5 protein-coding genes and 1 pseudogene are annotated in these 7,789 nt (G+C 65.4%); 4 read left to right on the top strand and 2 right to left on the bottom strand.

What is annotated here, in order from left to right; translation table 11 throughout:
- The first annotated feature begins 70 nt into the window (after positions 1–70).
- Entirely contained in the window at positions 71–643 is a 573-nt protein-coding gene (gene dcd / locus ACQPXH_RS31685; protein ID WP_433600077.1) for a dCTP deaminase, read from the top strand.
- 272 nt (positions 644–915) lie between these two features.
- Here dcd and ACQPXH_RS31680 read toward each other — a convergent pair whose 3' ends face one another.
- Positions 916–1,365, bottom strand: a complete 450-nt coding sequence (locus ACQPXH_RS31680) for a hypothetical protein (RefSeq protein ID WP_433600076.1) — start codon at positions 1,363–1,365, stop codon at positions 916–918.
- A 563-nt stretch (positions 1,366–1,928) separates the two neighbouring features.
- On the opposite strand from ACQPXH_RS31680, the gene ACQPXH_RS31675 reads away from it, so the two are divergent.
- The 3 genes and pseudogenes from ACQPXH_RS31675 to ACQPXH_RS31665 form a co-directional block, all read left to right on the top strand.
- Entirely contained in the window at positions 1,929–2,939 is a 1,011-nt protein-coding gene (locus ACQPXH_RS31675; RefSeq protein ID WP_433600075.1) for an XRE family transcriptional regulator, read from the top strand.
- Positions 2,940–3,024: 85 nt separating this feature from the next.
- Positions 3,025–4,281 (top strand): pyridoxal phosphate-dependent aminotransferase, encoded by a 1,257-nt coding sequence (locus ACQPXH_RS31670; RefSeq protein ID WP_063044852.1) that lies wholly within the window; start codon positions 3,025–3,027, stop codon positions 4,279–4,281.
- 407 nt (positions 4,282–4,688) lie between these two features.
- Positions 4,689–5,957 (top strand): annotated as a pseudogene (locus tag ACQPXH_RS31665) (YibE/F family protein); the annotation flags it as partial.
- A gap of 368 nt (positions 5,958–6,325) precedes the next feature.
- Here ACQPXH_RS31665 and ACQPXH_RS31660 read toward each other — a convergent pair.
- Positions 6,326–7,660, bottom strand: a complete 1,335-nt coding sequence (locus ACQPXH_RS31660) for an Hsp70 family protein (protein ID WP_433600074.1) — start codon at positions 7,658–7,660, stop codon at positions 6,326–6,328.
- Positions 7,661–7,789 lie beyond the last annotated feature (129 nt).

Here is a 7,789-nt window from a genome sequence, read left to right as displayed (position 1 = left end):
CAACGCGGCGGCAGTTCGTCACCATGCGGCGGCTGAGCAGCGGTATCGAGCAGGCGCTACGCTCGTCGGCGTGCTGCTTTCCGATCGTGACATCCGCGCGGAGATCGCCGCTGGGCGTCTCGGCGTCGAGCCGCTCCTGGCAAACCTGATCCAGCCGTCGAGTATCGATGTGCGGCTGGATGGGCTGTTCCGGGTGTTCGACAACACGCGGTACACCCATATCGATCCCGCACAACGTCAGGATGAGCTGACCAGTCTGGTCGAGCCTGACCCAGGTGAGCCGTTCGTGCTGCACCCCGGCGAGTTCGTGCTCGGCTCCACGCTGGAGGTGTGCACGTTGCCGGACGACCTGGCCGGTCGGCTCGAAGGCAAGTCCAGCCTCGGACGGCTCGGCCTGCTGACGCACTCGACGGCGGGCTTCATCGATCCGGGCTTCAGCGGCCACATCACGCTGGAGCTGTCGAATGTGGCGAATCTGCCGATCACCCTGTGGCCGGGCATGAAGATCGGTCAGCTGTGCCTGTTGCGACTGACCAGTCCCGCCGAGAACCCGTACGGCAGCACCACCGCGGGCTCCAAATACCAAGGCCAGCGCGGACCGACACCCTCCCGGTCGTATCTGAACTTCCCGCTGCCCACTTGATCTGTGGCAGTACGGGTTTCGACGACCCGGAAAGAGTTGTGACCAGCGGCAGGACCCGTACGCATCAGCGTCGATCCGAACGAGCTTCCTCGTCTCGCTCGAATCGTGCAGATGCGTACGGGTTCAGGCTCCAGGACGCAACCCCACTGCCCTTTCGCTGCCTCTTCGCCCACGTTGGATCGGCCCGAAAAACACCCGACCGAGCCCGCCCCTGTCGACTGCCAGTAGAGGGGCGGACTCGGTAGGCCCGGCGGCGGGGACCGACGACGCATTCAGTCCCCGCCACCCGCCCCCACCGCGAGTGCCGTCGTGATGACGACGGATAACGGTGGGAGCGTGTCGCCGCGACTCGGTGGGTTGACCCAGAAGCACCCTTCCCGGGTCCACCGACCGAGCCCGGTCGGCAACATCACGGCGCTGCCGATGGCTGGTATGCCTATGTCGAGACGGTTCAGCACCTCCAATACCTGCGCGCCCGGCCGACTGTCCGGCTCGGTGAGGACGCTCGAGCGAATCTGCCTGGCCAGCATGGGGCCCCTCGTCCCCTGCTGTTCCAGTGCGGCCCTGACCTTTTCGGCCCGGATCGTCGGCAGGTGGACAACGCAGACCCGGCCGGTGATGGGCAGCATCACGAACCCGCCGCGTTCGGTGACCGGTAATCCGAACTCGTGCCGGTAATAGGCCACCCAATCGTCGACTGTTCTGAGTTTCTCCACATTCACGGTCAACTCCTTGCCTCCTCGTGTCCAAGGGTCCTGTGCCGGACGGCGATTCGGGAATCGCCCACCCGCTCGCCTTCTACTGCCATTCCGCTGCCTCTGATAGCGGACGGCTTTTGCCTGTGGCCGCACTCACAAAGCGCTCGTACCCTGGGAAGGAGTTCGGTCGGAAGGATGACGTCGTGGTCCGGCAGTGGTCAGGTAAAGAGGCCCGTGCCCTTCGCGATGCCAGGCGGATGAGTATCCGGGAGTTCGCAGCGCATCTGGGTGTGCACGAGCGGCTCGTATCGAAGTGGGAGGCCGGCGGAGCGCGGGTCCATCCACGTCCGGTGAATCAAGCCGCCCTCGATACATCCCTGGCCAGGTCCGACGATGTTGTGCGGGCGCGGTTTGCGGCGATAATCGATCAACCCGTATTCGATCGACCGACCGCGCCCGGATTCGACAGGCGGGCCGATGTCTCGGCTCGCGCTAATTATTCGAGTGACGCGGACCTTTTGGCTCTCATTGACGCCGGTGCGATGAGAGGTGATGCGTTAGCGGCGATTTCGGAGAGGGATCTGATCATGGCGGCTGCCCACGAGGCGAGCGAGCACGCCGGCCAGGCCGAGAGCACCAATGTCGGTGCTACCACCTTGGAGCAGCTCGATGCCGATGTCACGCGCATCGCGAACGAATATGTGCACATCCCGCCGGTACCGATGATGGTGGAGATGCTGCGCGTGCGACGCCGGGTGTACCGGCTGCTGGAGGGGCATCAGCGCCCCGCCGATACCAGCCATCTGTATCTGCTGGCAGGCACGCTGTCGGGATTGCTCGCCAATGCGAGCACCGACCTCGGCTATCTCGATGCCGCGGGCGAGCAGATCAGAGCGGCCTGGGCGTATTCGGAATTGTGTGGTCACAACGGGTTGCGCGCCTGGACCCGCGGCATGCACGCGCTGATCGAATACTGGTCCGATCGACCGCGTCGGGGAGTGCTGCTGGCGCAAAGCGGGCAGGACTTCGCCGAATCGGCCACGGCCAAGGTTCGACTATTGAATATCGAGGCCAGAATCTGGTCGCGGTTGGGCAGTGACACCGACGCCGATCGCTGCATCCGGGCCGCCGATGATGCCCGCGAGGTGTCCGATACCGACTCCCTGCACGACGAGGTCGGCGGCGTCTTCGGCTTCAACGAGGCCAAGGCCCATTACTACGCTGGCGCGACCTATATCCATCTCGGTCAGGCCGAACCCGCCTTGGCCGCGACGCAACAGGCCATCGAGTTGTACGCGAACGGCCCGTCCGAGCGGCGTTCCTACGGCACCGAGGCGATGGCCCGGGTCGACAGCGCCGCGGCGCACCTGATCAACGGCAGTCTGGACGGTGCGACCGCCGCCTTGGTTCCGGTGCTCGGCCTCGCCGAGGACAAGCGCATCGCCCAACTGGAGGAACGGCTGGTCGGGCTGCGGCGGCGGATCGCCGGACCGGAGTTCCGCGACGCCGTCGAGGCGCGCTTCCTCGACGAGAAAATCGAAGAGTTCTGCGGAAACACTGCGGCCAAAGGTATCCCGCCGGGCAACTCGTCGTCCTGATTCGGCGGAGCACACTGGATCAAATCGCGGCTGCAAGCACTGCCGAACACGCCGCGGCCACGCTGCCAAAAACACAAATGGCACCATAGGCAGGGTGAGTCCTAGCCATCTTCCGCATCACCCGCCGCGCGTGCTGGAGCAATCCACGAAGCTGCAGAACGTTCTCTACGAAATTCGTGGACCGGTGGGCGCACATGCGGCACGGCTGGAGGCGGAGGGGCATCGCATCCTCAAGCTGAATATCGGCAATCCCGCGCCGTTCGGGTTCGAGGCGCCCGATGTGATCATGCGCGACATCATCGCCGCGCTGCCGTATGCCCAGGGCTACTCAGAATCAAAGGGCATCTTGTCGGCCCGGCGCGCCATCGTGACCCGCTATGAGCTGGTCCCCGGCTTTCCCGAACTCGATGTCGACGACGTCTACCTGGGCAACGGCGTCTCGGAGTTGATCACCATCACCATGCAGGCGCTGCTCGACAACGGTGACGAGGTGCTGATCCCGGCGCCCGACTATCCGCTGTGGACCGCGATGACCAGCCTGGCCGGCGGCACTCCGGTGCACTACCTGTGTGACGAATCCAACGGCTGGCAGCCCGATATCGCCGATATCGAAGCCAAGATCACCGATAAGACCAAGGCGCTGCTGGTCATCAATCCGAACAACCCGACCGGTGCGGTGTACTCCACCGAGGTGCTGCAGCAGCTGGTCGACCTCGCACGCAAGCATCAGCTGTTGCTGCTCGCCGACGAGATCTACGACAAGATCCTCTACGACGACGCCAAGCATATTTCGCTGGCGACGCTCGCGCCCGATCTGCTCTGCCTGACCTTCAACGGACTCTCCAAGGCCTACCGGGTCGCGGGCTACCGCTCCGGCTGGTTGGCGATCACCGGACCCAAGGAGCATGCGGCTGGTTTCCTCGAGGGCATCGATCTGCTCGCCTCGACCAGGCTTTGCCCGAATGTGCCTGCGCAGCATGCGATTCAGGTGGCACTCGGCGGACATCAGAGCATCGAGGATCTGATCCTGCCCGGCGGTCGACTGCTCGAGCAGCGCGATGTCGCATGGGAGCGGCTGAATATGATCCCGGGTGTTTCCTGTGTGAAGCCGAAGGGTGCGCTCTACGCGTTCCCGAAGTTGGATCCGAACGTCTATGAAATCCACGATGATTCGAAGCTGATCCTGGATCTGCTGCTGCAGGAGAAGATCTTGATGGTGCAGGGCACCGGGTTCAACTGGCCGAATCATGATCATTTGCGGATCGTCACGCTGCCGTGGGCACGGGATCTCGCGGTGGCGATCGAGCGCTTCGGGAACTTCCTGTCGAGTTACCGGCAGTAGGGACTGGGCGGTCCGAACCTCCTCGTCAGTGTGCGCTGGGCTACTGGATCGCCCCGCTTCCGGGGGTAAAACAGACTCGGTGTACGGATAGTTGCGAGTTTTGGTTACTAGCTAGCGCTAAACGAGACTTTTTGTGTACAGTGTCTCTTGGCACTTCGAGTGCCCGGTCATGTTGTCTACCCCCCCTGGACAACCTGACCTCGGGTTAGGCTGCCTACCCCCCTGGGCGCCAACCTGCGGGCGGCGGAGACATCCCCCTGCTCTCCGCCGCCCCCTCCCGATTTCCATTCGGAATCTTTTCTTGACTCGTTGTCGGTCGCTGCCGGTCCGTGAATCGGATCTTGAAAATGAAATCCTTTAAGCTCGCACCCTGGACTACAGACGAAAAGGTAGGAGTCCGGTGAGCCATGAGTGATCATCACCATCACCACGACCATTCCGGCCCCATTGCGATCGGCGCGACCGCGGCCCGGGTGGTCGTCGGGTTGCTCGCCGCGATCGGTGTCGTGGTCGTGATCGCCGCCATCGTGCTGTGGCCGAGCAGCCAGCACATCGACATCCCGCTGCCGATGCAGAACGCGGGCGGTGGCGCGGTGCAGACCGAGGCCGGAACCGTGGTGATGCAGGACGTCGGCGCGTGCGGCAGCAGTTCGATCGGCAAGGTGTTCATCGATAAGCCCGAGCAGCCGCGCGCCGCGGGCTACACCTGTCAGCGCAGTCTGATCAGCATCGATTCCGGTCCGCACAAGGGCAATCACACCCTGTTCGAAATCGCGCCCGGCCCGGGACAACCCGATCTGCATGCCGGTGACCACATCCGGATCGTGCGACAGACCGATCCGAGCGGAATGCCGCTGTACTCGTTCGAGGACTACTCGCGCGGGCTGCCGCTGACCCTGATCGTGCTGGCCTTCGTGGTCGTGGTCATCGTGGTGGCGCGCTGGCGCGGGTTGCGGGCATTGCTCGGGCTGGTCTTCGCCTTCGCGGTGCTCGTGCTGTTCATGCTGCCCGCACTGTTGGACGGTAAGCCCGCTATTCCGGTCGCGCTGGTCGCGGGTGCGATGATCCTGTATGCCGTGCTGTATCTGGCGCACGGTGTGAATCTGCGCACCAGTTCCGCGCTGCTCGGCACGCTGACATCGATGGTCGTCGCGGCGGTGCTGTCCTGGGTCGCCATCGAGGTCACGCATCTGACCGGCCTATCCGAGGAACAGAACACCAACGTCGCCACCTACATCGAGCACGTCAGCATTACCGGTCTGCTGTTTGCGGGCTTCATCATCGGTTCGCTCGGTGTGCTCAACGATGTGACCATCACCCAGGCCTCAGCCGCTTTCGAACTCGCCGCCATCGATGAATCCGCATCGCGCCGGGAGGTTTTCGCTGCCGCCATGCGCGTCGGCCGGGACCATATCGCGAGCACGGTCTACACCCTGGTGCTGGCCTACGCCGGTGGCGCGCTTCCATTGCTGCTGCTGTTCAGTGTCGCGGGCCGCTCCATCCGCGACGTCCTGACCGGCGATGCGGTCGCCATCGAAATCGCTCGCTCCTCCGTCGGCGGTATCGCGCTGGCCCTTTCGGTCCCGTTGACCACTGCCATCGCCGTCATGCTCGCCCGGCCCTTCGGTCACAAGCCCGAACCCGCTGCTCCCGCGCGGCACTCGCGGCATGCGAAGTCCGAGGCGTCCGCCCCTTCCCGTCGCTCGCCGTCCCGCCCCTCCGCCGCCGCTCCCAGCCGCCAACGGACCTCGGCCCCGACCCGGGATGACGAGCCGGGCCCGGCTGCCTGGAACGACCAACCCTCGAATTCCCGGCCATACGAACGCAGTCGAGGCTACCGCAGCGCCGATCCGCAGGACTACGAGCCCGACTACGACACCGACCCGCACGGCTACCGCCGCCCGGATCCGCGCGGATCCTGGGACGACGACGGCCCTGCCGCTCGGTAACCGCCGCCGGATCCGAGAGCGCGTGGGGCGACGAGGGTTCCGCCCCTCGGCAACTGCCGCATAACCTGCTTCGCTGGGGAGTGCGGGTCACCGGTTCAGCGCGGCGCCGGTGGCGGGAAGGGGAGGATCACTGGCGGAATCGTCGGCACCACGATCGGCGGAAGTCCCGGCACGACAATGGTATTCGGGCCGGGCGTGGACGGGGGCGGCTCCGTGGTCGTCGCGCGGTACGGGGGCGGGGCGGCCACCGACTCCGCGGACTCGGTGGAGCTGGCCGGGGCAACGGCGATCTGCGGGTCCAGGGTGGTGGTGCGCGGCGGGTTGGTCGGCGAGACCGAGGTCTGGTGGTCGCTGCTCTGCGAATCGCGCGTGAGAACCTGTGGGCCGTAACCGAGTCCGAGTCCGATCGCCGCGACGACAGCCAGTGCGCTGACGGTCAGCACCGCACCATTGATTTCCCGCTTGCGGCGGCGCCGCTTGGGCGGTGCGGACAGCCAGGCGGGTGAGAGTTCATCATCATCGAGCAGCGAATCCGCGGCCGGCGCGTGCTGCTGCGGGGTCTGGACGACCGTGCGCACCGGACGCGCCATCAGCGCGGCACCGCGGGTGACCACCGTCTCCGGGCTGTCGGGCACGATGACCGGCACACCCATCCAGCGTTCGAGGACCTTGGCGATCAGCGGAATTCGCGCGCAACCGCCGATCGCGAGCACGCCGTGCACCGGACGATCCGAGCGCACGATGACATCGCGCGCCATCCGCGCCGACGATTCGATCGCCAGCATGATGAGGGCTTCGAAATTCTCCTGGGCCAGCAGCACCAGCCCTTGTTCGCTGGGCAGCGCCACGGCGGTATTCGAGGACAGTTGCTCCTTGGCCTCGCGGCACAGTGCGTCCAGGGCGGCCAGCCCCGCCGAATCCGGCGGATGCGCGATCCGGCCCGAGGCGATCTGCTGTTCGCGAATCAGCGAATCCAGGTAGTCGCCGCTGATATCGCTGGTGCGTTCGCTGTGGCGTATCTCACGGGTCTGGGTGTCGACGACGCTGACCGTCAGTCCGGAGCTGCCGAGGTCGTAGACGACGAGTGAGGAGATGCCGCGGATATCCCCGGTGGCCTGCGCGAATTCGACCGCAGCGACGATTTCGGGCACCAGTTCGTAATTGGTGAGCTGTTGCCGCGCCATGGCCGCACGCAGCGCCTTGGCATGCTGCTCACTGCGGTAGGCGATCGCGGTGGCCGCGATACCTGGCATGGATTCCAGCGTCACGCCGATCGCCTCGGCGGCCAGCTCCTCCACCTGGTGCTCGACGATCGGAATCGTCTGCAGATCGAAGGAATGCGGGGTGATGGGGCCGTGGGGGCTCCTGGTGTGTGGTCGCGCCATACGGACGGCGCCGGCCCCCACCGAAACTCCCAGAACCGAACTCATCAGCTGCCCATCCCGTTTCACACATCACGACGTGCGAGCCTGCGCCGCCCGCCGGGGAATCGGCCCGCTCTCGGGACCCTACCGCCGACGTCCGACAGACCCGAAGGCAGGATCTGATCATCCCGGCGT

Origin of the sequence: Nocardia sp. CA-135953, from assembly GCF_050955735.1 — a bacterium.
Lineage (GTDB): Bacteria > Actinomycetota > Actinomycetes > Mycobacteriales > Mycobacteriaceae > Nocardia.
Note: the sequence above shows the minus strand (reverse complement) of the source record. Positions and strands in the feature narration are given on the sequence as shown.

Bases quoted from the DNA above. Each gene is read 5' to 3' on its own strand.
- ACQPXH_RS31660 (WP_433600074.1), bottom strand. From the start codon at position 7,660: ATGAGTTCGGTTCTGGGAGTTTCGGTGGGGGCCGGCGCCGTCCGTATG.
- ACQPXH_RS31675 (WP_433600075.1), top strand. From the start codon at position 1,929: ATGGCGGCTGCCCACGAGGCGAGCGAGCACGCCGGCCAGGCCGAGAGC.